Below are 25,926 nucleotides of genomic sequence, written 5' to 3' on the forward strand. Positions count from 1 at the left end.
CAAAAGCGTCTGCCCTTAGCCATTTATAAGAGTCGTTTAGTAGGGTAAAATGAATAATATTAATGTATTAGTGTTTCCTTGCAATATTGAGTCTGGTACTTCTTTTATTGCCCATGCGCAAGCACTCGGTGCTAATGTGATTTATGCAAGCTCTGTTGCGACAGCGCAGACAGGGAAAAGAGTTCATGCACTCCCCTATGTTAATACTGAGGAGTTTACCGACGCGTTCCTGGCCCTCCTCGATTCTGAGGATATTGGCTACGTCTACTCTGAGCATGACGTCGTGCTTGAATACTTGCATTCGCTCAAAGCAAATCCCGGCCTCGAGCAAAAGTTTACCATTTGTAATGAATTTCCATATCGCGTTTATCAGGCAAAATACGCTGAAGCGCTGGATTTTGGCGCTCAGGTTTTAGCTGATAATCCCTCTTTTCCAGGCCTGCTTACCCAAGAAAAATACGCTTCCCTGTTTATACAGTTCAATATGATCCCCGGAATGAGCGATAACGAAAAGCTAAAATCGCTGGTTTCGCTATTTAATCGAGTTCCCTCTGGTGATGTTGTGGAGATCGGCAGTTATTGGGGGCGTTCTGCATATGCCCTAGGATTCCTTGCCCAGCAACACTGTATTGGAAGTATGATCAGCGTTGATCCTTGGGATGTGGTATCAATATCGTCCCAAGGCGAAGGGACCGAACTTGTTAATAAGACAGCGGTAATGATCGACTGGGATGCTGTTCATAGTGGTTTTATCGTGTCGGTTTCCGGGCTTAACAACGTTAACTATATTCGCAAGCCCGCAGAAGAGGCTATCAGTGTTTATCAGGCTGTGGGTAAAGAAGGCCAGTTGACCACTGCCGAGCTGGGCACTGTACCCATTGCCGGCGAAATTGCACTCCTGCATATTGATGGTAACCATCAGTATGAGCAGGTTAAAAAAGATATCTTACTTTGGCTTCCCCATATTAAACCGGGTGGCTGGATACTTGTTGACGATTATGAGTGGTCATTCGGCGATGGCCCTAAACGGGCGGGTGATGAACTTCTCAATGATCCGCGAGTGACAGAACATTTTACTGCCAGCGATACGCTGTTTATCCGCCTGTAGTGAGATGTTAATCGAGGCGGATTTATTTTAAATCTGCCTCTAGAATTGAGAGATTCTTGTTTTATTTCCAGTAATCAACGAAACCCTCTTTGGCAATTAAAAAGGGGGTTTGCAGTTCACCATTTATTTTATCAACAATAGGCTTGATCTCTGTATAAGGTTTTTTTAGTAAAGCCCAGGACTTGCTTTTAGGACTGTAGATAGAAGATTGATAGCCCCATTGCTGCATTAAAATGCTCATACTGCGATTGGTGTGAACTGCTGTATGAACAGGAATATCAATGTAGAACCAGTTCGGATCCTTCGGCACTTTTTCGACTACAACCGTGTGAATAATTAATGCACCTTCAGGCGCTACAAAATCGTTTACCGAATCAAGGTCCTTTCGACTTAACACATGTTCAAACATGGCGGAGTTTATAACAACAGACCAGCTTTTTGGTGAAGGATTAGATAAATAATTTTGCTGGACAGTTGTGATATATTTATCATAGTTATCTATTTTACGCTGAAAATATTTCTCTAGTAGACGACTCAATGTTCCATATCCAGCGGCATAATCGAGCACATGCTTATCGTCAATAATACCATTACATGCAAGAAGTTCGAACATCAGCGCTTGTTCAAGGTAAGGCGGTTGGTTGAAACCGAGTTCGTTTCTTTCATCATTTTCATTAGCATGATGAAATTCATTATTTAGTGTGACCCATGCATTCTCATCCATTGCAGTATGTGTATCAGATAATAGAAAGCCACACTCATCACAGCAAGAGTAGGTGATAGGGAGCAGATCTTTTGTATTAACTTTTTTGAGGTTTGAAGCAAATTTTTCTTTTTTTATATAAGGTTGCATGCCGCCACCACAAATAATGCATGGGTTTTTTTTCATTACTACCTCAAATCACAGCTTGCTTACTAAAATATAAGCTATTATGGCATGACTTGTTGCTTTAAGTCATCCAGACTTTAGCTTTTTTGCGTACTGTGTTTAGGCGTTTAAGGACATTTTATAAGAAAAAGCACATGAATATCGTGTTATTTGCACGATAGAGATGAACCCTACGAGACTATCATACGTTGATGAACGCCTTTGGGAACCGCAACACGATGAGCAAAAATATATTTGTCACTAATCCTCTTTTACCGCCGCTAGAGGAGTTCATTCCTTATCTCGAGCAGATTTGGGAAAGCCGTATCCTGACTAATGGCGGAGGCTTCCATCAGCAACTGGAGTCAGAGCTTGCGAAATACTTGGGCGTAAAATATGTCTGTCTCTTTGCAAATGGCACTCTTGCCTTACTCACGGCATTACAGGCACTTAGAATCACTGGGGAAGTGATTACTACCCCATACTCTTTTGTCGCCACATCACATACTCTGCTATGGAATGGGTTAACGCCGGTTTTTGCTGACGTTGACCCGAAAACATTTAATATCAACCCTGATCGGGTTGAAGAGTTAATCACTCCAAATACTACGGCAATTATGCCTGTCCATTGTTATGGTATCCCTTGCGATGTAGCGAAGCTGCAGCAAATTGCCGACATTTATGGTTTGAAGGTAGTTTATGATGCCGCACATGCGTTTGGTGTCAGGCAGGGCGGAACAAGTATCCTCAATCATGGCGATCTATCAGTATTAAGTTTCCATGCGACAAAAGTTTTTAATACTTTTGAAGGTGGGGCAATCATTTGTCACGACGAGCGCACTAAGCAACGCATTGATTATTTGAAGAATTTTGGATTTGCGAGTGAAACGCGTGTGGTAGCTCCTGGTATCAATGCAAAAATGAATGAAGTTGAGGCGGCGTTTGGGCTTTTACAATTGCAGCATATCGATAAGGCGCTAACAAGGCGCAAGGAAATATATGATTACTATTGCACGGGACTTAAGGACGTTCCGGGTATTAAATGGTTTGATGAGCAGGATGGCTTTGAATGGAACCATGCTTACTACCCGATCCTGGTAGAGGATGATTATTCGATAAGCCGAGATGAACTGCATGAGGCGATGAAAGAAGCGGGTATTTACACTCGCCGCTACTTCTATCCACTGATCAGTTCTTTTGCCATGTACCGGCACCTGCCATCCGCCGATCCGCTGCATCTTCCTCATGCCAACGCGTTGGCAGATAAAATTCTTTGTCTGCCTATTTATCCTGACTTAACGGATGAAGAGCAGGATAAAATTTTACAGGTTATTTATTACCATGCCAAAACGAAGCGTAGCGATACGCCTTTAAGACACTATCTGGATAGTATTGATGCTAATGCATCATAAACGGTAGACGTTATTTTCCTTTTGAGCACACTTGCCTGGTGTGCTCACGACGCAACTCGCAATATGGGTAGGCATTACTCTTCAAGCAGAAGATCGATCATACTTAAATCAAAAACAGGGATCCCTCGTATTTCACTCACATCCCGGCGCTCACGAAAGCTATCGTCAATAAAAATAGCATCCCGATCAACTATATAATCTGATTTCTTTTCATTCTGGCGAAGGTGAATAACTTCATCGAATAGTGTATTAATGCGCCATTGTTTTAAACTTCGATGAATGTCGCCAGCGTGACGAGTGATAAGTATACACGGAATTTTTTTATTAATGCATTGAAATATAAAGGATATTAACGGGAGGCAAAGTTGATTATGTACAACCAGTGTATCATCAAAGTCGATATAAACGGAATTATAGTTAATATCGGTTTTAAATCGGTTGACTAGCGCTCTGCTAATCTTAAACTCACCATTAAGGGCATTGATTGAAACAGGAATGTCTCGATGCTCATATAAAGAAAGCAAAGGGAAATTAACACCCCGGACTCTATTTAGAGCCATGGTTCCTGCTATGCGCGGGGCTATTTCCAGCAGGCTCAATGTACCATTCTTAGCACGCTTGATCTGGAAAAACCAACTCCCTAATAAATTGAGACGCTGCGAAAGAGACTCAGCGAGTTCAGCGATTCCGGGTATCTCAATAGTGCGTGATGCCATGGATATCCCCGCCCGGACACGTTCACGCGTTCTGGCCTGGCAAAAAAGGACACCTTTCCCCGTTTGGGTAAAACAGTCAACCGTATACTCTTCACCAGGAAGGTACTCGCAGATAAGCAGGCCTGGATTAGACGCAAGGTGCTTTTCCAGCGTGACTTTGTCAGCGATTTTTAACGCGCCCTGGGAACCTTGTCCGCAGTCTGGCTTAACAAAAACAGGCCATATATCAATATCTTCAATAGATTGATAACATTTAGGCACTGGTATCAGATCGCTTACTTTATGATATGTGCGTTGTTTTGAACGTGTAATGAGGCAGGCTTCACGAGGAGGCGCTATGATTTTCGCTGCGATTTCATCCTGATGCATCGCATAAGCTAATAAAACGTCATCATGAGCAGGAAATATGAAATCAATAGCATGCAGGCGTACAAACGCTTGCAGATCCTCAAGCCATCCCGGTTCATTTACTCCACGCAGGAGAAAGTATTCATGACCAATGTACCTGGCATGATTGTCGTAATCCGCCCCAGCAAGAACTAATTCCACTGATTTTTCATGACGCAGCGAACTGAAAATTTCCCTTCCAATTTCGGTCCCTGCAGGGGTTATCAAAACTTTTATCATACACTTAGACAGATAGGCTTATTCGATGAGAACAGTATGTATACCTGACATGCGTCTAACTCTGCAAATAACCCCCCATTTCACCCACTATTCATCCGATTAAAACCCCTCCAGAATCGGATAATCATGCCGATAACTCATTTAACGCAGGGCTGTTTATCGTGAATACACTCTATACCGCTGATGGTGTAATGGATAAACACTCGCTGTGGCAACGTTATGTACCGCTAGTGCGTCACGAAGCATTGCGCCTGCAGGTGCGCTTGCCGGCGAGTGTGGAACTGGACGATCTGCTACAGGCGGGCGGTATCGGGTTATTAAATGCAGTTGACCGATACGACGCTCTGCAAGGAACGGCATTTACCACTTACGCAGTGCAGCGTATTCGTGGCGCAATGCTGGACGAGTTGCGCAGCCGCGATTGGGTGCCACGTAGCGTCCGGCGGAACGCCCGCGAAGTGGCGCAGGCGATGGGGCAGCTGGAGCAGGAGTTAGGCCGTAACGCAACGGAAACCGAAGTTGCGCAGCGGCTCAATATTTCTGTCGAAGAGTATCGTCAGATGTTGCTCGACACCAACAATAGCCAGCTCTTCTCCTATGACGAGTGGCGTGAAGAGCATGGCGATAGCATTGAGCTGGTGACTGACGATAACCAGCAGGAGAACCCGTTACATCAGCTACTGGAGAGCAATCTCCGCCATCGCGTGATGGAGGCGATCGAAGCCTTGCCGGAACGTGAGCAGCTGGTATTGACGCTCTACTACCAGGAAGAGCTGAATCTCAAAGAGATCGGCGCGGTGCTGGATGTGGGAGAGTCGCGGGTCAGCCAGCTCCATAGTCAGGCTATTAAGCGCTTACGTACCAAACTGGGTAAGTTATAGGCAGCCACGACTGCTGCCTGAACGATGTCGCACAACGTATTGACAGCCAGGAGTTATCATGACGGTGCTACAAGTAAAAAGACGGCCATTAAGCCGCTACCTTAAAGACTTTAAACACAGCCAGACGCATTGCGCCCATTGCCATAAACTGCTCGACCGCATCACGCTGGTGCGTCGGGGCGAAATCGTCAACAAAATTGCTATCTCGCGCCTCGACACGCTGCTGGACGAAGCGGGCTGGGAGCTGGAGCAGAAAGAGTGGGTTGCCCTGTGCCGCTTCTGCGGCGATCTGCATTGCAAAGAGCAGAGCGACTTTTTTGATATCATCGGCTTTAAACAGTATCTGTTTGAGCAAACTGAAATGAGCCACGGCACGGTACGTGAGTATGTCGTACGCCTGCGCCGCCTTGGCAATCACCTTACCGCCCACCGTATTACCCCCGACCAGCTTGAAGACGGTTTTCTGGATGAAGTTCTGGAGCCGTGGCTACCCACGACCAGTACCAATAATTACCGGATCGCCCTGCGCAAATATGCGCAATTCAAAGCCCAGGCGCACTTTATGGCCAGTCAGAAAATCGCTTCCGGCGCAACTTCTGATATATATTAAAAGTGAATAATATGTAGCGTACGGGTGTTTGTACCTTGTGGGTCAGCACCTTACACTGCCTATCAACCAATTTTTATCTTCGGGGTAACTATGAAATTAGCACTTTTGGGTCGTCAGGCGCTGATGGGTGTAATGGCTGTTGCGCTGATGGCCGGCGTGAGCGCGAAATCCTTCGCTGACGAAGGCCTGTTGAAGAAAGTTAAAGATCGCGGCACGCTGCTGGTCGGGCTGGAGGGCACCTACCCGCCGTTCAGCTATCAGGGCGATGACGGCAAGCTCACCGGCTTTGAAGTCGAGTTTGCGGAAGAGCTGGCAAAACACCTCGGCGTAAAAGCCTCGCTGAAGCCCACCAAGTGGGACGGTATGCTGGCCTCGCTGGACTCTAAGCGCATCGACGTGGTGATCAACCAGGTCACGATCTCCGACGAGCGTAAGAAAAAATATGACTTCTCTACCCCTTACACCGTCTCCGGTATTCAGGCGCTGGTGAAGAAAGGCAATGAGAGCGGGATCAAAACCGCAGCCGATCTGAAAGATAAAAAGGTCGGTGTCGGTCTGGGAACCAACTATGAAGAGTGGCTGCGCAAGAACGTCCAGGGCGTGGATATTCGTACCTATGATGATGACCCGACCAAATACCAGGATCTGCGCGTAGGCCGTATCGATGCCATTCTGGTGGATCGTCTGGCGGCGCTGGATCTGGTGAAAAAGACCAAAGATACGCTGGCGGTAGCGGGCGAGCCGTTCTCCCGTCAGGAAGCAGGCGTGGCGCTGCGTAAAGACAATCAGGACCTGCTGAAGGCGGTTGACGATGCGATTGCCGCTATGCAGAAAGACGGTAGCCTGAAGGCGCTGTCAGAAAAATGGTTCGGTGCTGACGTAACTAAGTAACGTTCACCGGCGGTAAAAAGGCGCTTATTGAAGCGCCTTTTTTATTTCTGCCGCTAAAGGTACATAATTAACACTACGCACGTCTTAAATCGGCCACCGGAGGCCCTATGTCTTTGCAAAACCTGACCCGCTTTCCGCGCCTCGAATTTATTGGCGCACCGACGCCGCTGGAGTACCTGCCGCGCTTCTCTGACTATCTGGGTCGTGAAATCTATATCAAACGCGACGACGTGACGCCGATGGCGCTGGGCGGCAACAAGCTGCGCAAGCTGGAGTTCCTCGCCGCCGACGCGCTGCGGGAGGGCGCGGACACGCTGATCACCGCCGGGGCGATCCAGTCAAATCACGTACGCCAAACCGCCGCCGTGGCGGCTAAGCTTGGCCTGCACTGCGTGGCGCTGCTGGAAAATCCCATCGGCACGCGGGCAGAAAACTACCTCACTAACGGCAACCGGCTGCTGCTGGATCTTTTCAACGCGCAGATTGAGATGTGCGATGCCCTCACCGATCCGGTAGCGCAGCTGGCCGAGCTGGCGACGCGTATTGAAGCTCAGGGTTTTCGTCCCTATGTTATTCCGGTTGGCGGCTCGAACGCGCTGGGCGCATTGGGCTACGTAGAGAGTGCCCTGGAGATTGCCCAGCAGTGTGAAGGGGCGGTAGCGCTCTCTTCCATCGTGGTGGCATCCGGCAGTGCCGGGACGCATGCCGGTCTGGCGGTTGGCCTTGAGCAGCTGATGCCCGAGGCGGAGCTGATTGGCGTGACCGTCTCCCGCAAGCGTGACGAGCAGCGACCGAAAGTGGTTGCGCTTCAGCAGGCCATCGCCCGCGAGCTTGAGGTTGAGGCCAGAGCGGACATCATACTGTGGGATGAGTACTTCGCGCCCGGCTACGGCACGCCGAACGAAGAGGGCGTGGAGGCGATCAAGCTGCTGGCCCGCCTGGAGGGTATTCTGCTGGATCCGGTCTATACCGGAAAAGCGATGGCCGGGCTGATCGATGGCATTAACCAGAACCGTTTCAAGGATCAGGGGCCGATTCTGTTTATTCATACCGGCGGCGCGCCTGCGCTCTTTGCCTACCACCCCCATGTTTAACATTCAGGCAGAAAAACCATAATGCAAGAAAGTATTCAACTGGTGATAGAGTCATTGCCGTACCTGCTGCGTGGGGCGGTATTTACGTTACAGCTCAGTATTGGCGGGATGTTCTTTGGCCTGCTGCTCGGCTTTGTGCTGGCGCTGATGCGGATGTCGGCCATTGCGCCGGTACGCTGGCTGGCACGCTTTTATATCTCCGTGTTTCGCGGTACGCCGCTGATTGCCCAGCTATTTATGATTTACTACGGTCTGCCGCAGTTCGGCATCGAACTGGATCCGCTTCCGGCGGCGATGATTGGCCTGTCGCTCAATACGGCAGCCTACACCTCTGAAACGCTGCGCGCCGCTATCTCCTCTATCGATAAGGGGCAGTGGGAGGCCGCGGCCAGTATCGGTATGACCCCGTGGCAAACCCTGCGTCGCGCCATTTTACCTCAGGCGGCCAGGGTGGCGCTGCCGCCGCTCAGCAACAGTTTTATCAGCCTGGTAAAAGATACCTCGCTGGCGGCGACCATTCAGGTGCCGGAGCTGTTCCGCCAGGCGCAGCTGATCACCTCCCGGACGCTGGAGGTCTTTACCATGTATCTCGCCGCCTCCCTGATCTACTGGGTGATGGCCACGGTACTTTCGGCGTTGCAGAACTATTTTGAAAACCAGCTTAACCGTCAGGAGCGCGATCCGAAATGAGTGCGATTGAAGTGAAAAACCTGGTGAAGAAGTTTCACGGTCAGACGGTGCTGCACGGCATTGATTTAGAGGTCAACGAGGGGGAGGTGGTCGCGATCGTCGGCCCCAGCGGCTCTGGAAAAACGACGCTGCTGCGCTGCATCAACCTGCTTGAGCACCCGGAGAGCGGCAGCATCCGCGTCGGTACCATTACCATCGATACGGCGCGGGCATTGAGCCAGCAGAAAGGAGAGATCCGCCAGCTGCGTCAGCACGTTGGCTTTGTGTTTCAGAGCTTTAACCTCTTTCCCCACCGCACGGTACTGGAAAATATCATTGAGGGACCGGTGATCGTTAAGGGCGAAGCGAAAGCCGAGGCTGTAGCACGCGCCCGGGAGCTGCTGGCGAAAGTGGGATTGAGCGGCAAGGAGACCAGCTACCCGAAACGTCTCTCGGGGGGACAGCAGCAGCGCGTCGCCATTGCCCGCGCGCTGGCGATGCGCCCGGACGTGATCCTCTTTGATGAGCCCACCTCAGCGCTGGATCCTGAGCTGGTGGGAGAGGTCCTAAGCACTATTCGTCAGCTGGCGCAGGAGAAACGGACCATGGTGATTGTCACCCATGAGATGAGCTTCGCCCGGGACGTGGCCGATCGCGCTATCTTCATGGACCAGGGCCGGATAGTAGAGCAGGGGCCAGCCAAAACGCTGTTTGCCGACCCACAGCAGCCGCGAACTCGCCAGTTCCTGGAAAAATTCCTCATGCAGTAGTGCGCTGATACGCGCCCATCGGCTGGTTAGGCGGTGGGCGTGAAACATCGGCCCGCTTTAGCAATCGATTACCATCCCGCCATTTGTCCCGTTAATCTCGCTTCGGTTGGTATATAAACTCAGTTAATTTCCCGCCAGTCGGATAATTTGGATCTAGAAATAAGATTTATGTGATAGTTTTATACATTCATAATAAATATATAACGAACGGGGTTTTCGCGCTCAGTATGCAGGATATTGATTTTTTTACATGGCGAAGGGAAATGCTGCGGCGGTTTAGTGAGATGACAGCAGCGGATGAGGTCTATAAAGAGTTAGAGCGTCAGACGCAGCAGCTGGAATTTGACTACTACTCGTTATGCGTGCGTCATCCGGTGCCGTTCACACGGCCAAAAACCTTCCTTGAGACCTCCTACCCTGATGTCTGGAGAGCACACTACTGTGCGGAGAACTATTTTTCCGTCGATCCTGTGCTGAAGCCGGATAACTTTATTCAGGGCCATCTCCCCTGGAACGACCGCCTGTTTCAGGACGCACAGACCATGTGGGATGCTGCGCGTGACCACGGGCTGCGCAAAGGTTACACCCAGTGTCTGATGCTGCCCAACCGGGCTATCGGCTTCCTTTCGGTCTCCAAAACCTCCGTCCGGGGTAAAAGTCTCAGCGCGGATGAGATTGAGCTCTCTCTTCAGCTGCTGGTGCAGCTAAGCCTGGTGACGCTCTCACGCCTGGAAGAGGAGATGGTGATGTCGCCAGAGATGAAATTCAGCAAGCGCGAGTGTGAAATTCTCAAGTGGACGGCAGAGGGGAAGACCTCGGCGGAGATCGCTATGATCCTGTCGATTTCAGAGAACACGGTGAATTTTCACCAGAAAAACATGCAGAAGAAGTTTAACGCACCGAATAAAACGCAGATTGCCTGCTATGCGGCGGCTACTGGATTCATTTGAATTCCACCTGCGTTTCGCGTGCCGAACGTACTACCGGCTGACAGCCTGCCAGCCGGTCACTCTCACTGACGATAAGCTTGTTTAATCTGCTTAACCGTATTGGCAAAGACGTCAGCCTGCGCGTCGTTTTCCATCTGCGCGATCTGTTTTTCCATTTTCAGGATGATACGACCGGCGTCCGCCTGACCCAGCGCCTGCAGCATCAGGGTGACCAGTGCTTTCATGCAGGCGACTTCCTGCGCCAGCTGTTGATTATTCTCCGCAGTAGAGAAGTCAGGAGTGCTCATCTATTTTCCTCGATATGTGATAGCGCCTGTACGCGCCCGTGAATGTAAAGGCGGCGGAGTATAACACAAGCTTTTAAGAAAATAGCAGTGGTTGTTTTTTGATCGCCATACACGTCAGCGCGTAAATAGTCTGTTATTACAATTTGCTCTAATTTATAACGTGGGAAATATGTTTAAAAAGAGGTATAAAAGGCGTTAATTAATGTTACAAAGAAAAAAGGGAGTTTTACAGGTCATGAATAATAGTATCGCACTTAACTCCCTGAAAAGTAGTATTTAACACACCTGTTTAAAGCCTAAGCGAGACGGCCTCTTTCCACGTTTTGTACAGCTTTATTTCCAAAACTGCGAACGAAATCGTACCCATCGCATTTAATCTTTTAGTTTTCGCCAAATTAACGCTAATATAGAGCGACTGTACTGTCAGTCGCGTTATCCCTTTTTGGAGATTTGCTTTGATCAACGTTCTTCTTGTTGATGACCACGAGCTGGTGCGCGCAGGGATACGACGCATTCTGGAAGATATTAAAGGCATAAAAGTTTCCGGCGAGGTCAGCTGCGGCGAAGATGCCGTAAAATGGTGCCGTGCCCATCCTGTGGATGTGGTGCTGATGGATATGAACATGCCTGGTATCGGCGGCCTGGAGGCAACGCGTAAAATTGCGCGATCCGTGCCCGATACCAAAGTCATTATGCTTACCGTTCACACTGAGAGTCCGCTGCCTGCCAAAGTGATGCAGGCGGGGGCGTCAGGTTATCTTAGCAAAGGGGCCGCCCCGAAAGAGATGGTTAGCGCCATTCGCGCCGTTTACTCGGGACAGCGCTATATTGCATCCGATATTGCCCAACAGATGGCGCTCAGCCAGATTGCGCCCGAGAAAACTGAATCTCCCTTTGCCAGTTTGTCTGAACGCGAATTGCAGATTATGCTGATGATAACCAAAGGCCAAAAGGTGAATGAGATTTCCGAACAGTTGAATCTCAGCCCGAAGACGGTAAACAGCTACCGCTATCGTATGTTCAGTAAATTGAACATTCATGGCGACGTGGAGCTGACCCATCTGGCCATTCGTCATGGTCTGTGTAATGCGGAGACGTTAACAAGTCAGTGAGTGATGTTTTTGATTCAAAAGCCTTTCTGAGTACGGTTACCAGTAAACCCGGTGTCTACCGCATGTATGACGCCGGTGGTACTGTTATCTACGTCGGTAAAGCCAAAGATCTCAAGAAGCGCCTGTCCAGCTACTTCCGTAGCAATCTTGCCTCACGAAAAACCGAAGCGCTGGTCGCCCAGATCCAGCAGATCGACGTGACGGTCACCCATACGGAAACGGAGGCGCTGCTGCTTGAGCACAACTATATCAAGCTGTATCAGCCACGGTACAACGTGCTGCTGCGCGACGATAAATCCTACCCGTTCATTTTCCTCAGCGGTGATACCCACCCGCGTCTGGCGACGCACCGGGGGGCTAAGCACGCGAAAGGGGAGTACTTCGGACCGTTCCCGAACGGTTACGCAGTGCGCGAGACCTTAGCGCTGCTGCAAAAGATCTTCCCCATCCGCCAGTGTGAAAACAGCGTCTACCGCAACCGCTCCCGACCATGCCTGCAGTATCAGATCGGCCGCTGCCTTGGGCCGTGCGTCGAGGGACTGGTCAGCGAGGAGGAGTATGCCCAGCAGGTTAACTATGTGCGCCTCTTCCTGGCGGGCAAGGACGATCAGGTCCTGAACCTGCTGATTGAGCGCATGGAGAAGGCCAGCCGCGATCTCGACTTTGAAGAGGCGGCGCGCATTCGCGATCAGATCCAGGCCGTACGCCGCGTGACGGAGAAGCAGTTCGTCTCTAACAACGGCGACGATCTCGACGTCATTGGCGTATCGTTCGATGCCGGTATGGCCTGCGTGCACGTGCTCTTTATTCGCCAGGGCAAGGTCCTGGGCAGCCGCAGCTACTTCCCGAAAGTGCCGGGCGGCACCGAGCTTGGCGAAGTGGTAGAGACCTTTGTGGGGCAGTTCTACCTGCAGGGCAGCCAGATGCGCACCCTGCCGGGCGAAATCCTGCTCGACTTCGATCTGAGTGATAAAACGCTGCTGGCCGATTCGCTCTCTGAGCTGGCGGGCCGCCGCGTCAACGTGCAGACTAAACCGCGCGGCGACCGGGCGCGCTACCTCAAGCTGGCCCGTACCAACGCCGCTACGGCGCTCAGCACCAAGCTCTCCCAGCAGTCAACGGTTAGCCAACGGCTGGTGGCGCTCGCTACGCTGTTGAAGCTGCCGGCGGTGCGGCGCATGGAGTGTTTTGATATTAGCCATACCATGGGCGAGCAGACCGTGGCCTCCTGCGTGGTGTTTGATGCCAACGGGCCACTGCGCGCGGAGTACCGCCGGTACAACATTACCGGTATTACCCCAGGGGATGACTATGCAGCCATGAACCAGGTGCTGCGTCGGCGCTACGGCAAGGATATTGAAGAGAGTAAAGTGCCGGACGTGATCTTAATCGACGGCGGCAAGGGGCAGCTGGGGCAGGCGAAGACGGTTTTTGCCGAGCTGGACGTTCCCTGGGATAAGCACCATCCGCTGCTGCTGGGCGTGGCAAAAGGCACCGACCGTAAGGCGGGGTTGGAGACGCTCTTCTTCGAACCAGAGGGAGAGGGCTTTAACCTGCCGCCAGACTCACCGGCGCTGCACGTGATCCAACATATTCGCGATGAGTCGCACAATCACGCCATCACCGGGCACCGTAAAAAACGCGCGAAGGTGAAAAATACCAGTACCCTGGAGACCATTGAAGGGGTCGGGCCGAAGCGTCGCCAGATGCTGCTGAAATACATGGGTGGATTGCAGGGGTTGCTCAACGCCAGCGTTGAGGACATCGCAAAAGTGCCGGGTATTTCGCAGGGGCTGGCAGAAAAGATCTTCTACTCGTTGAAACATTGAGGGCTCTGTAGCAACATAGGGCTAATTTTTACTGACAACAGATAGTTACCTGCCACTATGCGATACAATATCCCAACGTTGCTCACGCTTTTTCGTGTCATCCTGATCCCGTTCTTCGTGGTGGCGTTTTATCTACCAGTGGTCTGGGCTCCCTTCGCATGTGCGCTGATCTTTCTCGTCGCTGCGGTGACGGACTGGTTTGATGGCTATCTGGCCCGGCGCTGGAACCAGAGCACCCGTTTCGGGGCGTTCCTCGATCCGGTGGCGGATAAGGTCATGGTGGCCATTGCTATGGTGCTGGTGGCCGAGCACTACCACACCTGGTGGGTGACCCTGCCCGCCGCCACCATGATTGGCCGCGAGATCATCATCTCTGCCCTGCGCGAGTGGATGGCAGAGCTGGGCAAGCGCAGCAGCGTGGCGGTGTCGTGGATTGGCAAAGTCAAAACCACCGCGCAGATGGCCTCGCTGGTGTGGATGCTGTGGCGGCCAAACGCCTGGGTAGAGTGGGCGGGCATTGGCCTGCTGTGGGTGGCTGCGGTGCTGACCCTGTGGTCCATGTTCCAGTATTTAAACGCTGCCCGGGGCGATCTGCTGGAACAGTGATCGTTTCGGCTTAATTTTCAGCAAACGATCCGGGTTTTAAAAAATATCGTTGACTCAGTGCGTCAGGTAAGTAGAATGCATCGCATCAGACGGCGGCGCAGCTTGCCAGATGAGAGTAAAATCAAGTGATTAGCATCATCACCTGATAAGCGGGAATAGCTCAGTTGGTAGAGCACGACCTTGCCAAGGTCGGGGTCGCGAGTTCGAGTCTCGTTTCCCGCTCCAAATTAAGGTATCGGCACTGTATGATGTTGAAGAGTGCGGGTGCAGGTCGCAAGACTAAGATTTAAGGCGCGTTAGCAAAGCGGTTATGTAGCGGATTGCAAATCCGTCTAGTCCGGTTCGACTCCGGAACGCGCCTCCAATTTCCTCCCGAGCCCGGATGGTGAAATCGGTAGACACAAGGGATTTAAAATCCCTCGGCTGTAAGGCTGTGCGGGTTCAAGTCCCGCTCCGGGTACCATGGGAAATTAGCAGAATAATCAAAGCAATAAGCAGTGTCGTCAAACCACCTACGGGTGGTTTTTTTGTGCCTGTGGTTTGCAATCGTCTATTATATAGACGCCCGCCCCAAACTGAGGTAGTAATTTTATGAAAACCGGACCGCTGGATGAGAAAGAGCTGGAGTGGCTGGATGACGTGCTGGCGAAGTACAGCAATGAGGCATCCATTGTCGACGTGGCGGAGCTGGACGGCCTGCTGATCGCAGTGCTGAGCGCGCCAACGGAGATTGAGCCGAGCGAGTGGCTGGTGGCTATCTGGGGCGGGGCGAATCATGTTCCACGCTGGTCATCCGAAAAGGAGATGGAGCGCTTTATGACGCTCGCATTCCAGCATATGAACGATATCGCCGAGCGCCTTGCCGATTACCCGGAGCAGTTTGAGCCGCTATTTGGGACGCGCACCATTGAAGGCCAGGATCTCAGCATCGTGGAGGAGTGGTGCTTCGGCTACATGCGCGGTGTCGCGCTAAGTGACTGGTCCACGCTGCCCGAGTCGTTACAGCCTGCGCTGGAGGCCATTGCGCTGCACGGTAAAGAGGAGAACTTTACCCGCGTAGAGGAGATGACCCCGGAGGCATTCGAGGCGAGCGTTGAGGCATTGAAACCCGCTGCGCTGGCGCTGTTTGACTACTGGGCTGACAATCAGCAGGAACGTCCGGTAAAACAGCCGATAGTGAACGGTGATAAGGTCGGGCGCAACGATCCTTGTCCGTGTGGCAGCGGCAAAAAATATAAGCAGTGTTGTTTGCACTGATACCCTTATTGTAGGCCCGGTAAGCATAGCGCCACCGGGCGTAATCAGGCTGACACTGTAACGCCGGGCGGCACTGCGTTTGCCCGGCCTACGTTGAGCTCACTTCTCTAACCCACCTCTGGCAGCAGTCCCGCTGCTATACCGCATTGAATCGCAATTACCGCCACGCCGCAGAAGAGCACCAGCAGCAGAGCGGGCTTACCGCCCCGTACGCGGTAGTTCGACTGCGGATAATGCTTACGGCTCTGCCACGCCAGCAGGGAAGGGATCAGCAGCGCCAGCACGGCCAGCGCCACGCCCGCATAGCCTAATGCCATCACAAAGCCGCGTGGATAGAAGAGAGCAAAGGCCAGCGGCGGCAGGAAGGTAATCGCCCCGGTCTGTAGCCTGCCCATCGCGGTGTTGTGACGGTTAAAGAGATCGGCCAGGTAATCAAATAGCCCCAGGGTCACGCCCAAAAACGACGTCGCCAGCGCCAGATCGGCAAACAGGTGTACCGCCAGCTCTACGTGCGGCGAGGCGACTACGTCGCGCAGGGCCTGCAGCAGGCCGTTAAGTCCGGCGCTGTTAGCCATCAGGCCAAAAAAGGTCGTGGAGTCGATGCTGCCCAGCGTTGCCAGCTGCCAGAAGATATAGGCCACCAGCGGAATGGCGCTGCCGGTTATAAAGACCCAGCGCAGCTTCTGTACGTTGCCGTTCATATAGCTAACGATGCTCGGGACGCTGCCGTGAAAACCAAAGGAGGTAAAGATTACAGGAATGGCAGAGAGCGCTAGCCCCTTCTCCAGCGGCAGCGTCAGGAGATTCACCTTATGCACATGAGGCATCAGCAGCGCCAGCATCACAATCAGGAACAGTAGCTTAGCGCTGAACAGAAAACGGTTGAAGAGATCCACCAGCGAAGTGCCAATGCAGACAACGCCGCCAGCGACAAGGGTAAACAGCAGAACGCCGGTCGCGGGTGAAACGGAGAGGCTAAGCCACTCGCTCAGGCTTGAGGCCAGCAGCTCGCCTGCGCCGCTCATGTAGGCCGCCGTCAGGGCATACATAAGGAACAGCATGCTAAAACCGGTGGCCCACTGTCCGTAGCGCCCGAGATAGCGGCGGGCCAGCGTACCTAAGCCGGTATCCGCCGGAACATGCTGATATACCTCCAGCAGCAGCAGGGCGGTGTAACACATCAGCCCCCACAGGCAAAATAGTAACGCCAGCGTTACGCCAAAACCAACGCCTGCGGCGGCCAGCGGCATCGCCAGCATACCGGCACCGATGGTGGTCCCGGCAACGATAAACATACTGCCAAAAGTCCTGTTCTTCACGCTTCTCTTACACCTGAACTACGCACCAAAATTGTGCGGCGCAGAGTAAGGCAAAACCGTGTTTACGTCAAACCACCGTTACAACTGCTGTAAAGATAACAATACGAATCACAGCCTGGGGTTAAGACGGTCTCTATCAGTAGTAGACGCCGGCGGGGGAGTAGTTCACCGCATGGCCCTGACACTGGTACTGAAGCGTGACGGTTTCATTCAGGCACAGGGAGCCGCTGATGACGCTGCAGGTCTTCACTGGCTGACCAAAGGCTATCGCCGTGGCGTAGCCCATCTGCTGGCACTGACGATTAGCCGTTCCCTGCGTGGTATAGTCGTCATAGCGGGCCTTCTGCAGCATCGTCTCATTAAAATGCAGGCGCACCAGGCCCGTTGCCGGGTTAACGTCGGTGACTTCAGGTTCTTTCGTGATGGTGCATCCAGCAAGCAGCATCAGCGAAGCGGTGAGGAGAACTCTTTTCATGCAAACGCTCTGTTTCAGTTTCGATGATCTCATCCTACAGCCAGCATACTTAGCCAATGCCAGGAATAGCTAAAGATTCTCACCGCTCTAATTGCAACGGTGTGGGAGAGGGGCTGGCTTAAGCAAAACTGTGACCGCATCTCTAATTTTTAAAACCATTTTTCATTAAATTTGAAAGTATGTTTGCCAGGTAGTAAGGTTTAAGCTGATTAGCCCTTTATGACGGGATCCCCCGCAACGCATTCAGGAGAAGAGATAATGAAAATTGCACTGATGATGGAAAACAGCCAGGCTGCCAAAAACGCCATCATTCTTAAAGAGCTGAAAACCGTCGCTGATGATAAAGGCTTCCCGGTTTTCAACGTTGGGATGAGCGATGAGAATGACCATCATCTGACCTATATCCACCTGGGCATTATGGCCAGCATCCTGCTGAACTCAAAGGCGGTTGATTTTGTGATTGCCGGCTGCGGCACCGGCCAGGGCGCGTTGATGTCGCTGAACATCCACCCAGGCGTGAACTGCGGCTACTGTATCGATCCGGCCGACGCCTTCCTTTTTGCCCAGATCAACAACGGTAATGCCCTGGCGCTGCCGTTTGCCAAAGGCTTCGGCTGGGGTGCAGAGCTGAACGTACGCTTTATCTTCGAGAAAGCCTTTACCGGCCGTAAAGGTGAAGGCTATCCGCCAGAGCGTAAAGAGCCGCAGGTGCGTAACGCCGGGATCCTCAACCAGGTGAAAGCGGCAGTGGTAAAAGATAACTATCTTGATACTCTGCGCGCCATCGATCCTGAGCTGGTGAAAACCGCCGTCTCCGGCCAGCGTTTCCAGGAGTGCTTCTTTGAACACTGCCAGGATAAAGAGATCGAAGCGTTCGTTCGCGAAATGCTTGCATAACACCTCTTGCGCCGGGCAGCGCTACGCTGGCCCGGCACACCGTTAACCTTTCTTAGATGACACCGCGCTGCCCGCATCTTTAGCCAGCCTAAACGTATCGACCATACCCACCAGACAGATCAGGGCGATAAACACAAACGCCAGCCGGAAGCTTATGCCCGGCACATCGCCAAGCGCTAGCCAGTCGCTGGCTTTCTCCCCAAGACGAATGCCGATCGCGCCGAGCGTGATACCCAGCCCAACCGCCAGCTGCGTCGCCGTGCTGAACAGGGTATTGGCATAGCTCATCTGCGCAGAGGGGACATCGGCGAACGCCAGCGTACTGACGCCGGTAAACTGTACCGAGCGAAAGACCCCGCCCAGGTAGAGCACGACAAAAATCACCCACACCGGCGTTGTCGGCGTAATAAAGGCACAGGCCAGCAGGGCCAGCACGTTCAGCGCGCCGTTAATCAGCAGCAGCTTTTTAAAGCCGAGCCAGCGGATCAGCGGCGTGGTGGCTGGCTTAATCGTCAGGTTACCTACAAAGACCGCCAGCACCAGCAGCCCGGCATGAAACGGATCCAGTCCAAAACCCACCTGGAACATCAGCGGCAGCAGAAAGGGTACTGCGCTAATCGAGGCGCGAAACAGCGAGCCACCGTACATGGTGACGCGAAAGGTATGCACCTGCATGGCATCGAGGCGGATCATCGGCCAACGGACGCGCTGAAAGTGGCGCAGCGCGTAGACCAGAGTAGCCGTGCCTAGCGCCAGCAGGCCGAGCGTCCACGCTCCCTGCTGCTGTTCACCTCCCAGCATCTCCATGGCACACACCAAGCTCACCATCGCCACCGAGGTCGAGAGAAAGCCAGCCAGATCGAACGGGCGGCGCTCGTCGTCGCGAATATCGGGAATGATGCGCAGCGCCAGAACAATGGCCAGCAGGCCAATCGGCACGTTGATAAAGAAGATCCAGCGCCAGTCGGCATAGTGGGTAATAAACCCGCCCAGCGGTGGGCCGATAATAGGCGCGACCAGTGCGGGCCAGGTGAGGGTAGCGATGGCGGTGATCAGCAGATGCTTAGGCGTGGTACGCAGCACGGCAAGCCTGCCGACAGGGACCATCAGCGCGCCGCCCATTCCCTGCAGCACGCGCATCGCCACAAACATCTCAACGCTGGTGGAGAGGCCGCAGAATACTGATGCAAGGGTAAAGATCGCCAGCGCGGCGGTGAAGACCTTACGCGCACCGAAGCGGTCGGCTATCCAGCCGCTGGCTGGGATCAATACCGCAAGGGTGATCAGGTAGGCGCTGATGCCGATGTTCAGCGCTACCGCCTCGACGCCAAAACTCCGCGCCATATCCGGCAGGGCCGTTGCTATCACCGTCCCGTCGAGAAACTCCATAAAAAAGGCCCCGGCGACCAGCAGCGCGGCGGGCGAGACGCCCCGCGTCTTCTCCGGGAGGGTATTTTCACTCATTTTTGGTCTGCCATTTCAAAAAAAATTTTAATAATTAAAAAAAATGAAACTACCGTAACTTACGGATTATTCAATAATTTTTTAACAAAACGAGAAAGATTGCAGCGAAATTGATGTGATATTCATCACAAAGTGGTTGATTTTTGTGATGCAAGTCATATTATACGCCCATAGATAAGTAACACCTGCATAACAAAATAGCCGGAGCAAAACATGAAACTGCGCAAAATCCTGAAAAGCATTTTTGAAACCTACTGCAAGACTTTTAAAGACGTACCGCCGGGCGCTATGTTCTAATAAAGTTGCTGTGATAAAAAACCTGCTGCGGCAGGTTTTTTTGTTTCTGTAACTCAGGAGTAACTATGTCTCAAAATCTTAGCGCCGATCAGGAGCTGGTGTCCGACGTTGTGGCGTGCCAGCTGGTGATCAAACAGATCCTCGACGTCATTGACGTTATCGCTCCGGTTGAGGTGCGTGAGAAGATGGCTAACCAGCTCAAAACCATCGACTTTACTACGCATCCGGCGGCGGCCGATCCGGTGACCCGACGTGCTATTCAGAAAGCTATTGCCTTAATTGAGCTTAAATTTACACCGCAGGAAGAGACGCACTAAAGTGTGGCTATAAGCAAATAAAATAAACCTTTGTTTTGTTATTTTCAAACGGATGTTTTTTTATTGCTGGCGAGAGTAAACGGTGGGACACCTGCGTTAAGGTTTAAACCGGCAGCAGGGGGCTGGCGGGAGAGGCTCCCGCCAGAGAGGTTAGCGGAAAGGGTTAGTGCCTGCGGCAGTTCACCACGTTAAGCAGCGCCCGATCGGTCTGGGCGATATTTTTCCCGTCTCGCTCAGAGCGATGAATTTCGCTAATTAACAGCTGCAGCAGCAGACCATCCTGCTGCTCTGCTTTTTCCACCTCGCGCAAGAAGTTAAACGTTTTTTCATCCTTTACCGCTTTAGCTTCTTCACTCAGCTGGGCCAGCATTTCACACCGCACGTTGTACTCTTCAAACGCTTTCTGAAACAGCTCTTCTAACGAATTAAAGCTGTCGTGCGGATTCTCTCGGGCTTTTACACTGGGATAGGCACCGGCGCGCTTCATAAAGTCGAATATGCGCATCATCAGGTTTACCTTCTCCTGTGCCTGCGCGCGTAGAAACGTTGCCGAACCCGGTAGATTGTGCTTTGCACACCATTCACTCAACGAAAGGCAGAGATTAGATGCCTGGAACTCAAGGTTAACCTGTGAGTTGAGTTTTTGTGCCATGCCGCTCGTCGCCATAATGACCTCCTTCTGTCCTGGATGGGCTGCGATGAATATCACCCATGCTGCGTCGACCAAACGATCGTAAGGATTTATTCATTTTACAAATGTGATCCAGCAAACACTTTTCAGCCATGTAAAAGAATAATCTTAATAAAAATAGTGGCTTACATTCATAAGTGAATGTATGTCATGGACGGTTTCGTTAAATATGAAGGAGTTGGAGATGAAAAGAGTTGCGGTGCTGCTGGCCCCCGGTTTTGAAGAGGCGGAAGCCATAGTGACCATCGATATACTGCGCCGGTTGCATATTGAGGTTGAAACCCTGGCCTGTACCGCGTCCCGCGCGGTAGTAAGCTATCACGCTATTCCTATGGTGGCTGACGCCATTCTGAGTGAACGCATGGGTACGCTTTACGACGCCGTTGTTCTGCCCGGCGGGCCGGAAGGAAGCGTCAACCTTGCGGCTAGCGCCGAGGTTATCGCTTTTGTCACTCGTCATGACGAGGCAGAGAAGCTCATCTGTCCAATCTGCTCGGCAGCCGCGCGGGTGCTGGGAGGCAACGGCCTGTTGAAGGGGCGGCGCTACGTCTGCTCGGGCGACCTGTATGAAACCGTGACCGACGGTCACTACGTCGATGCCGCCGTCGTAGAGGATGGCAATCTGATCAGCGGCAAAGGGTTAGGGCGAGTATTTGATTTTGCCTTTGCCGTCTCGACGCGCCTTTTGGGTGATGTGGCCCCGGTGCGTGACCACGCGGATCACATCTACTACCCCCTCTGACTCTTCAACTGAGCTAACCCGTCAGGCCACAAGGATAAGCTGGCTGGCCTGATGGATATTTCTGCTACACCCCTCTTTATTTGTCTGACAAATACGCCATTTCTTATGAAGATATTCGCTGAATTTATGCACGCTTTTACTGTAATTCTGCGGTGTGATGGCGCTCTCCTATGGAGGATCAATTTCCCGCTAAAACTACTCTTCAGCAATAGCATCTCCTGATAGACGTGTGCTAATGCCTTGTTTTAAGGCTGATTAGACAGCTCATAAACTCTCATTCCCTACATAAAAAAGCGTTAAAGCTGGAGTAAACCATGCACAAATTCACTAAAGCGCTGGCGGCCATTGGTTTAGCTGCCGTTATGTCACAATCCGCTATCGCCGAAACCATGAAGCTCGGTTTTTTGGTTAAGCAGCCCGAAGAGCCGTGGTTCCAGACCGAGTGGAAATTCGCTGATAAGGCAGGCAAAGATTTAGGTTTCGAGGTAATTAAAATCGCCGTACCGGACGGTGAGAAAACGCTGAACGCCATCGATAGCCTCGCCGCTAGCGGTGCGAAAGGGTTCGTTATCTGTACCCCGGATCCCAAGCTGGGTTCAGCGATTGTCGCCAAAGCGCGCGGCTATGACATGAAGGTGATTGCCGTGGACGATCAGTTCGTCAACGCCAAAGGCAAGCCGATGGAGACCGTACCGCTGGTGATGATGGCCGCCAGTGAGATTGGCGCTCGCCAGGGGCAGGAGCTGTATAAAGAGATGCAAAAACGGGGCTGGGATGTGAAAGATACCGGTGTAATGGCGATCACCGCTGACGAGCTGGATACCGCCCGTCGCCGCACCTCCGGCTCAATGGATGCCCTGAAAGCTGCCGGCTTCCCGGAGAAACAGATCTATAAAGTCCCGACCAAATCAAACGATATTCCCGGCGCGTTCGATGCCGGCAACTCTCTGCTGGTTCAGCATCCTGAAGTGAAACACTGGCTGGTGGTCGGCATGAACGATAACACCGTGCTGGGCGGCGTGCGTGCCACCGAAGGGCAGGGCTTCAAAGCTGCCGATGTGATCGGCATCGGCATCAATGGCGTTGACGCCGTAAGTGAGCTCTCCAAGGCTCAGGGTACCGGCTTCTACGGCTCACTGCTGCCAAGCCCGGACGTCCACGGCTATAAGACCAGCGAAATGCTCTATAACTGGGTGGAAAAAGGCGTCGAGCCGCCTAAGTTCACCGCGGTGACCGACGTGGTGCTGATCACCCGCGACAACTTTAAAGAAGAGTTAGCGAAGAAAGGGCTAGGCGTGAAGTAATTCGCGTCGTTGGTTGCGCCCTTCACCGCAGGTTTTTAACGCCGGGTGAGGGGCCAGTCGTACCATAAATGCGTCACGGAGACGTTATGCAACAGTCAACTCCATATCTCTCTTTCCGTGGTATTAGCAAAACCTTCCCCGGTGTAAAAGCCCTGAGCGACATCAGCTTCGACTGCTATGCCGGTCAGGTGCATGCCCTGATGGGGGAGAACGGCGCGGGTAAATCGACGCTGTTAAAAATTCTTAGCGGCAACTATGCCCCCTCCGGTGGGACGCTGGTGCTGCAGGGAAAAGAGGTCAGCTTTACCGATACCACCGCCGCGCTGAATGCCGGAGTGGCAATCATCTATCAGGAGCTGCATCTGATCCCCGAGATGACCGTCGCGGAAAATATCTATCTTGGCCAGCTGCCGCAGAAGGGCGGGCTGGTGAATCGTTCCCTGCTGAACTACGAAGCCCGACTCCAGCTGGAGCATCTCGGGCTGGATATCGATCCACAGACGCCGCTGAAATATCTCTCTATCGGCCAGTGGCAGATGGTCGAGATTGCCAAAGCGCTGGCGCGCAATGCAAAGGTGATCGCTTTTGATGAACCCACCAGCTCGCTCTCAGCGCGGGAGATCGACAACCTGTTTCGCGTGATCCGCGAGCTGCGCAACGAGGGGCGGGTGATCATCTACGTTTCCCACCGTATGGAGGAGATTTTTGCCCTCAGCGACGCCATCACCGTCTTTAAGGACGGGCGCTACGTGCGCACCTTTGACGATATGCAGCAGGTCAACCATGACTCGCTGGTGCAGGCAATGGTTGGGCGCGATCTCGGCGACATCTACGGCTGGCAGCCGCGTGAGTACGGCGCGGAGATGCTGCGCCTGGAGGGGGTTAAAGCCCCCGGCGTGCGTCATCCCGTTAGCTTCTCGGTGAAGCGCGGCGAAATCGTCGGCCTGTTTGGGCTGGTGGGGGCCGGGCGCAGCGAGCTGATGAAAGGGCTGTTTGGCGGCACGCGCATCACCGCAGGCCAGCTGATCATTGACGGCAAGCCGCTGAGTATTCAAAAGCCGGCCCATGCCATTCGCGCCGGGATGATGCTCTGTCCCGAGGATCGCAAAGCAGAAGGCATCATTCCCGTTCACTCCGTGCGTGACAACATCAACATCAGCGCCCGACGCAAGTCCGTCCGTGCCGGATGTCTGATTAACGACGGCTGGGAGGTGGAAAACGCCGACCACCATATTCGCTCGCTTAATATCAAAACCCCCGGCGCTGAACAGCTGATTATGAATCTCTCCGGAGGGAACCAGCAGAAAGCCATTCTTGGCCGCTGGCTCTCGGAAGAGATGAAGGTCATTTTGCTCGATGAGCCGACGCGTGGGATAGACGTGGGCGCGAAGCATGAGATCTACAACGTTATCTACGCCCTGGCATCACGCGGCGTAGCGGTACTGTTTGCCTCCAGCGACCTGCCGGAAGTGCTCGGCGTCGCCGACCGCATTCTGGTGATGCGGGAAGGGGAGATCGCCGGCGAACTGCTGCACGGCGAAGCAGACGAAAAACAGGCGCTAAGCCTCGCCATGCCTAAAGTGAGTCAGGCCGTTGCCTGAGTAAGGAGAGTATGATGTCATCAGTAACAAGCTCCGGCGCAGGAAAGTCGCCGTTCAGTCTCGGGCGTATCTGGGATCACTACGGCATGCTGGTGGTCTTTGCCGTACTGTTTATCGGTTGCGCCCTGTTTGTGCCTAACTTTGCCAGCTTCGTCAATATGAAGGGGCTGGGGCTCGCCATCTCGATGTCGGGCATGGTGGCCTGCGGAATGCTCTTCTGCCTGGCCTCCGGCGACTTTGACCTGTCGGTGGCGTCAGTCATCGCCTGCGCGGGCGTCACCGCGGCGGTGGTGATCAACATGACGGAGAGCCTGTGGATCGGCGTCTTTGCGGGCCTGATGCTGGGCGTGCTGAGCGGTCTGGTTAACGGCTTCGTTATTGCCAAACTGAAGATCAACGCCCTGATTACCACTCTTGCGACGATGCAGATCGTCCGCGGCCTGGCCTATATCATCTCTGATGGTAAAGCGGTGGGGATTGAAGACGAGCGTTTCTTTACCCTCGGCTATACCAACTGGTTGGGGCTGCCTGCGCCTATCTGGCTAACCGTGGCCTGCCTCATCATCTTCGGTTTCCTGCTCAACAGAACCACCTTTGGCCGCAATACGCTGGCTATTGGCGGCAATGAAGAGGCCGCTCGTCTGGCGGGGGTACCGGTGGTACGCACAAAAATCATTATCTTTGTGCTCTCTGGCCTGGTATCGGCCGCCGCCGGGATCATTCTGGCGTCGCGCATGACCAGCGGCCAGCCGATGACCTCCATTGGTTACGAGCTGATCGTGATCTCAGCCTGCGTGCTCGGCGGCGTCTCCCTCAAAGGCGGTATCGGAAAAATCTCGTATGTTGTGGCGGGGATCCTGATCCTCGGCACCGTTGAGAATGCCATGAACCTGCTGAATATCTCTCCCTTCTCACAGTACGTTGTACGCGGCCTGATCCTGCTGGCGGCGGTTATCTTCGACCGTTACAAACAGAAGGCCAAACGTACCGTCTGACGCCTGGCACCTCGCCGAACGGGCTCTTTTTTAATCGTTTTTACCTCTCAGCCAGCCGCAATTGCGGCTGGTTTCTTTGCTTTAAAATGGCGAGGAGCGTGACACTGGCTATACTTACATGGCTAATGATAACGAGA

General features: G+C 52.9%; 27 protein-coding genes and 3 tRNA genes. 23 read left to right on the forward strand and 7 right to left on the reverse strand.

The window, feature by feature from the left end:
- Window positions 1-49 precede the first annotated feature (49 nt).
- The gene (locus WFN61_RS12015) at window positions 50-1,108 is read left to right on the forward strand and encodes a class I SAM-dependent methyltransferase (RefSeq protein WP_312282660.1); all 1,059 of its coding nucleotides are present in this window, start codon (window positions 50-52) and stop codon (window positions 1,106-1,108) included.
- A gap of 61 nt (window positions 1,109-1,169) precedes the next feature.
- Here the strand turns inward: WFN61_RS12015 and WFN61_RS12020 are convergent, their stop codons facing one another.
- Window positions 1,170-1,997: a methyltransferase domain-containing protein gene (locus tag WFN61_RS12020; protein WP_312282659.1), complete on the reverse strand. Its 828-nt coding sequence runs from the start codon at window positions 1,995-1,997 to the stop codon at window positions 1,170-1,172.
- A 218-nt stretch (window positions 1,998-2,215) separates the two neighbouring features.
- Between WFN61_RS12020 and WFN61_RS12025 the strand changes: the two genes are divergently transcribed.
- Window positions 2,216-3,388, forward strand: a complete 1,173-nt coding sequence (locus WFN61_RS12025; RefSeq protein ID WP_312282658.1) for a DegT/DnrJ/EryC1/StrS family aminotransferase — start codon at window positions 2,216-2,218, stop codon at window positions 3,386-3,388.
- Between the two features lie 74 nt (window positions 3,389-3,462).
- Here the strand turns inward: WFN61_RS12025 and WFN61_RS12030 are convergent, their stop codons facing one another.
- Entirely contained in the window at window positions 3,463-4,653 is a 1,191-nt protein-coding gene (locus tag WFN61_RS12030) for an ATP-grasp domain-containing protein (protein ID WP_312282657.1), read from the reverse strand.
- Between the two features lie 239 nt (window positions 4,654-4,892).
- On the opposite strand from WFN61_RS12030, the gene WFN61_RS12035 reads away from it, so the two are divergent.
- The 7 genes from WFN61_RS12035 to sdiA all read left to right on the forward strand — a co-directional run bounded on the left by WFN61_RS12035 (window position 4,893) and on the right by sdiA (window position 10,596).
- Entirely contained in the window at window positions 4,893-5,612 is a 720-nt protein-coding gene (locus WFN61_RS12035; protein WP_144817332.1) for an RNA polymerase sigma factor FliA, read from the forward strand.
- Window positions 5,613-5,670: 58 nt separating this feature from the next.
- On the forward strand, window positions 5,671-6,222 hold the full coding sequence (fliZ, locus tag WFN61_RS12040) for a flagella biosynthesis regulatory protein FliZ (protein ID WP_144817333.1): 552 nt from the start codon (window positions 5,671-5,673) through the stop codon (window positions 6,220-6,222).
- 90 nt (window positions 6,223-6,312) lie between these two features.
- Window positions 6,313-7,113: a cystine ABC transporter substrate-binding protein gene (gene tcyJ / locus WFN61_RS12045; protein ID WP_144817334.1), complete on the forward strand. Its 801-nt coding sequence runs from the start codon at window positions 6,313-6,315 to the stop codon at window positions 7,111-7,113.
- Window positions 7,114-7,220: 107 nt separating this feature from the next.
- A complete protein-coding gene (gene dcyD / locus WFN61_RS12050; RefSeq protein ID WP_144817335.1) occupies window positions 7,221-8,207 on the forward strand; it encodes a D-cysteine desulfhydrase in 987 nt (328 codons plus the stop codon).
- A gap of 21 nt (window positions 8,208-8,228) precedes the next feature.
- The gene (gene tcyL, locus WFN61_RS12055; protein WP_222888207.1) at window positions 8,229-8,897 is read left to right on the forward strand and encodes a cystine ABC transporter permease; all 669 of its coding nucleotides are present in this window, start codon (window positions 8,229-8,231) and stop codon (window positions 8,895-8,897) included.
- The gene (tcyN, locus tag WFN61_RS12060; RefSeq protein ID WP_312235231.1) at window positions 8,894-9,646 is read left to right on the forward strand and encodes an L-cystine ABC transporter ATP-binding protein TcyN; all 753 of its coding nucleotides are present in this window, start codon (window positions 8,894-8,896) and stop codon (window positions 9,644-9,646) included. The genes tcyL and tcyN overlap by 4 nt, the downstream gene beginning before the upstream one ends.
- Before the next feature lie 227 nt (window positions 9,647-9,873).
- On the forward strand, window positions 9,874-10,596 hold the full coding sequence (gene sdiA, locus WFN61_RS12065; RefSeq protein WP_257757983.1) for a transcriptional regulator SdiA: 723 nt from the start codon (window positions 9,874-9,876) through the stop codon (window positions 10,594-10,596).
- A 62-nt stretch (window positions 10,597-10,658) separates the two neighbouring features.
- On the opposite strand, the gene WFN61_RS12070 is transcribed toward sdiA, so the two are convergent.
- The gene (locus WFN61_RS12070; protein WP_144817339.1) at window positions 10,659-10,883 is read right to left on the reverse strand and encodes a DUF2594 family protein; all 225 of its coding nucleotides are present in this window, start codon (window positions 10,881-10,883) and stop codon (window positions 10,659-10,661) included.
- Between the two features lie 455 nt (window positions 10,884-11,338).
- Between WFN61_RS12070 and uvrY the strand changes: the two genes are divergently transcribed.
- From uvrY to WFN61_RS12105, 7 genes are all read left to right on the forward strand, one after another.
- Complete coding sequence (gene uvrY / locus WFN61_RS12075) at window positions 11,339-11,995, forward strand: UvrY/SirA/GacA family response regulator transcription factor (protein WP_144817340.1); 657 nt, start codon at window positions 11,339-11,341, stop codon at window positions 11,993-11,995.
- Window positions 11,992-13,824 carry an excinuclease ABC subunit UvrC gene (gene uvrC, locus WFN61_RS12080; protein WP_312273884.1) on the forward strand — a complete coding sequence of 611 codons (1,833 nt, stop codon included), beginning with the start codon at window positions 11,992-11,994 and terminating at the stop codon, window positions 13,822-13,824. The genes uvrY and uvrC overlap by 4 nt, the downstream gene beginning before the upstream one ends.
- Before the next feature lie 57 nt (window positions 13,825-13,881).
- A complete protein-coding gene (gene pgsA, locus WFN61_RS12085) occupies window positions 13,882-14,430 on the forward strand; it encodes a CDP-diacylglycerol--glycerol-3-phosphate 3-phosphatidyltransferase (protein ID WP_042391408.1) in 549 nt (182 codons plus the stop codon).
- Between the two features lie 149 nt (window positions 14,431-14,579).
- Window positions 14,580-14,655: transfer RNA gene (locus WFN61_RS12090), tRNA-Gly, on the forward strand.
- A gap of 65 nt (window positions 14,656-14,720) precedes the next feature.
- Window positions 14,721-14,794, forward strand: a tRNA-Cys gene (locus WFN61_RS12095).
- 12 nt (window positions 14,795-14,806) lie between these two features.
- Window positions 14,807-14,893: transfer RNA gene (locus tag WFN61_RS12100), tRNA-Leu, on the forward strand.
- Window positions 14,894-15,021: 128 nt separating this feature from the next.
- Window positions 15,022-15,687, forward strand: a complete 666-nt coding sequence (locus WFN61_RS12105; protein ID WP_337038715.1) for a YecA/YgfB family protein — start codon at window positions 15,022-15,024, stop codon at window positions 15,685-15,687.
- Window positions 15,688-15,794: 107 nt separating this feature from the next.
- On the opposite strand, the gene tyrP is transcribed toward WFN61_RS12105, so the two are convergent.
- Entirely contained in the window at window positions 15,795-17,006 is a 1,212-nt protein-coding gene (gene tyrP / locus WFN61_RS12110) for a tyrosine transporter TyrP (protein ID WP_337038716.1), read from the reverse strand.
- A gap of 136 nt (window positions 17,007-17,142) precedes the next feature.
- Window positions 17,143-17,481: a YecR family lipoprotein gene (gene yecR / locus WFN61_RS12115; protein WP_144817398.1), complete on the reverse strand. Its 339-nt coding sequence runs from the start codon at window positions 17,479-17,481 to the stop codon at window positions 17,143-17,145.
- 258 nt (window positions 17,482-17,739) lie between these two features.
- On the opposite strand from yecR, the gene WFN61_RS12120 reads away from it, so the two are divergent.
- A complete protein-coding gene (locus tag WFN61_RS12120) occupies window positions 17,740-18,378 on the forward strand; it encodes an RpiB/LacA/LacB family sugar-phosphate isomerase (protein ID WP_042391405.1) in 639 nt (212 codons plus the stop codon).
- 42 nt (window positions 18,379-18,420) lie between these two features.
- Here WFN61_RS12120 and WFN61_RS12125 read toward each other — a convergent pair whose 3' ends face one another.
- Window positions 18,421-19,842 carry an MFS transporter gene (locus WFN61_RS12125; protein ID WP_312175376.1) on the reverse strand — a complete coding sequence of 474 codons (1,422 nt, stop codon included), beginning with the start codon at window positions 19,840-19,842 and terminating at the stop codon, window positions 18,421-18,423.
- 213 nt (window positions 19,843-20,055) lie between these two features.
- Here WFN61_RS12125 and azuC point away from each other — a divergent pair, with 213 nt between their 5' ends.
- Window positions 20,056-20,139 carry a stress response protein AzuC gene (gene azuC, locus WFN61_RS12130; RefSeq protein WP_088218881.1) on the forward strand — a complete coding sequence of 28 codons (84 nt, stop codon included), beginning with the start codon at window positions 20,056-20,058 and terminating at the stop codon, window positions 20,137-20,139.
- Window positions 20,140-20,204: 65 nt separating this feature from the next.
- Complete coding sequence (locus tag WFN61_RS12135; protein WP_042391403.1) at window positions 20,205-20,456, forward strand: DUF2766 family protein; 252 nt, start codon at window positions 20,205-20,207, stop codon at window positions 20,454-20,456.
- A 163-nt stretch (window positions 20,457-20,619) separates the two neighbouring features.
- On the opposite strand, the gene WFN61_RS12140 is transcribed toward WFN61_RS12135, so the two are convergent.
- A complete protein-coding gene (locus tag WFN61_RS12140; RefSeq protein WP_312273521.1) occupies window positions 20,620-21,123 on the reverse strand; it encodes a non-heme ferritin-like protein in 504 nt (167 codons plus the stop codon).
- Window positions 21,124-21,331: 208 nt separating this feature from the next.
- Here WFN61_RS12140 and WFN61_RS12145 point away from each other — a divergent pair, with 208 nt between their 5' ends.
- The 4 genes from WFN61_RS12145 (at window position 21,332) to araH (ending at window position 25,789) form a co-directional block, all read left to right on the forward strand.
- Window positions 21,332-21,889: a DJ-1/PfpI family protein gene (locus WFN61_RS12145; protein WP_257757964.1), complete on the forward strand. Its 558-nt coding sequence runs from the start codon at window positions 21,332-21,334 to the stop codon at window positions 21,887-21,889.
- Between the two features lie 314 nt (window positions 21,890-22,203).
- Window positions 22,204-23,193 carry an arabinose ABC transporter substrate-binding protein gene (locus tag WFN61_RS12150; protein ID WP_312283045.1) on the forward strand — a complete coding sequence of 330 codons (990 nt, stop codon included), beginning with the start codon at window positions 22,204-22,206 and terminating at the stop codon, window positions 23,191-23,193.
- 86 nt (window positions 23,194-23,279) lie between these two features.
- Window positions 23,280-24,794, forward strand: a complete 1,515-nt coding sequence (gene araG, locus WFN61_RS12155; protein ID WP_144818542.1) for an L-arabinose ABC transporter ATP-binding protein AraG — start codon at window positions 23,280-23,282, stop codon at window positions 24,792-24,794.
- Between the two features lie 14 nt (window positions 24,795-24,808).
- Entirely contained in the window at window positions 24,809-25,789 is a 981-nt protein-coding gene (gene araH / locus WFN61_RS12160) for an L-arabinose ABC transporter permease AraH (protein ID WP_238085055.1), read from the forward strand.
- Window positions 25,790-25,926: the final 137 nt, after the last annotated feature.

It is taken from the genome of Pseudescherichia sp. AS216, assembly GCF_037152055.1.
Taxonomy (GTDB): Bacteria; Pseudomonadota; Gammaproteobacteria; order Enterobacterales; family Enterobacteriaceae; genus Pseudescherichia.